Annotated in this window: 2 protein-coding genes; both read right to left on the bottom strand. The window is 63.6% G+C overall.

Annotated features, from left to right (window positions below; genetic code table 11):
- Positions 1–1,760, bottom strand: a 1,760-nt coding sequence (locus QCE69_RS39260; protein WP_409021285.1) for an ABC transporter permease subunit, incomplete at its 3' end; no start/stop codon positions are given.
- A 4-nt stretch (positions 1,761–1,764) separates the two neighbouring features.
- On the bottom strand, positions 1,765–1,997 hold a 233-nt coding region (locus QCE69_RS39255; RefSeq protein WP_309936144.1), incomplete at its 5' end, for a TOBE domain-containing protein.

Genomic DNA, 1,997 nt, shown 5'->3' with positions numbered 1-1,997 from the left:
ATCAGAATGGAGATGAACACGAACAGCAGCGTCGAGACAGCGGCGATCACCGGCGAGATCTGCATCGTGGTCTCGTCCCAGAACTGCTTGGGCAGCGTCGTGCTCAATCCGCCTGACGAGAACAGCGCGATGGTCAACTCATCGAACGAGGTCGCGAACGCGAACAGGAACGAGGAGAGCATGCCTGCACTCAGGATCGGGAAGGTTACGCGTCTGAGTGTCGTGAAGGTGCGGGCGCCCATGCTCTGTGCGGCCAGATCGAGTCGCGTGTCGTAGTTGCGCAGCACGGCCATCATCGTGATCACCACGTACGGCACCGCGACCACCGTGTGCGCCAGCACCAGTCCCAGCGACGAACCCACCAGGCCAATCTTCGCGAAGAAATAGAACACGCCCACCGCCAGGATCATGCGCGGCACGACGATCGGCGCGAGCACGAACGCGAGCATCGCCGCATTCCAGCGCAAGCCGCCGCGCACCAGCAGGAAGGCCGCGGGCGTGCCGATCGCCATCGACAGCACACCGGTGCCCACGCCTACCACCAGCGAACGGGTCGCGGCCTGCATCCACAGCGGCGAATCCATCACCTGCTGGTACCACTGCAACGACACGCCATGCGGCGGCCAGGCAAGGCCCGAGGCGGAATCGAACGACAGTGGGATCATCAGGAACGCAGGCGCGCTCAGGAACACCAGGATCAGTGTGACGACGGTGCGCAGCGTCATGCCGTTGCCGTCGCCTGCGCGCTTCTTGCGCTTCGGGAGTACGGCGATCAGCGTGTCGGTTGCGTTCGCCAGCAGCGTGAGCAGCGCGTCACCGAACTTGCGGCCCATGCCACCGTGCTGCTTCGGGTTGTTCGCCGTGCTGCCACCAGTCATCGTCGAGAGACCGACCATCCGGTCATACACCACGAACACCACCAGCACCACCGCCAGCAGCAGCACCGAGATCGCACCCGCGAAACCCCAGTTCAACGCCTGCAACACCTGATCGATGATCAACTGCGTAATCATCGTCTCGTGACGTCCGCCCAGCAGCGTCGGCGTGATGAAGAAGCCGATTGCGGTGACGAACACCATCAACGCAGACGCAAACACCCCCGGCAGCGACAGCGGGAAATACACCTTCCAGAACGCCGTGCCCGGACGCGCACCGAGCGTCGATGCCGCGCTCGGCAACCTCCGGTCGATGTTCTCCATCACCGAGAGCATCGTCATGATGGCGATCGGCATCAACGCGTGCGTCATGCCTACGATCACTGCCGGCAGGTTGTACAGCAGGCCCAGCGGCGAATCCACAAGACCGAGGTGCTTCAGCACCCAGTTGAGCACACCGTTGCGCCCGAGCAGCACGACCCACGCAAACGTACGCACCAGAAAGCTGGTCCAGAACGACAGCAGCACCCAGTACAGCAAGCGGTTCTTGCGCTCGCGCGTGGCGGCCGAGATCAGGTACGCAACGGGATAGCCCACCAGCACCGAGAAGAAGGTCGTGAGCAGCGATACCTTCATCGTCACCCACAGCACTTCCACATACACCGACGAGGCGAACAGCCGCTTGTACTCGGCCATCGTGAAGCCGCTCTGATTGTGAATACTCAGCAGCAGCAATTGTCCGACCGGATAGATCAGGAACACCGTGAGCAGCACGATCACGGGTGCGGCCATCGCGGCCACGCGCAGCTTGCGGCTCAGGCGCGGGTTGCGTGTTTTGCGCGGCGCGGCGCGATCGTTCTGCGCGGTCATGGCGGACGGGTTCATCGGCTCACCCCGCGATGGCGACAGCATCGGCGGGCGACCACGACAGCGTCAGCGTCTGGCCGATCTCATAGCGCGCCCCGAGCCGGTCGGTGGGGAACGACGCCACCAGTTCAGCGGCCTCCGCGTTCTGCTGCTGGCGCTGCATGTACAGCTTGGTCATGCCGCCGGTCACCATGATGTCGGTGAGCCTGGCGGACATGGTCTCCGCGCTTGAATCGTTGTGACCGTTCACGCGCA

The sequence above is a fragment of the Caballeronia sp. LZ032 genome (assembly GCF_031451315.1).
In the GTDB taxonomy this organism is placed as follows: Bacteria; Pseudomonadota; Gammaproteobacteria; order Burkholderiales; family Burkholderiaceae; genus Caballeronia.
This window is presented reverse-complemented; position numbering and strand designations above follow the sequence as displayed.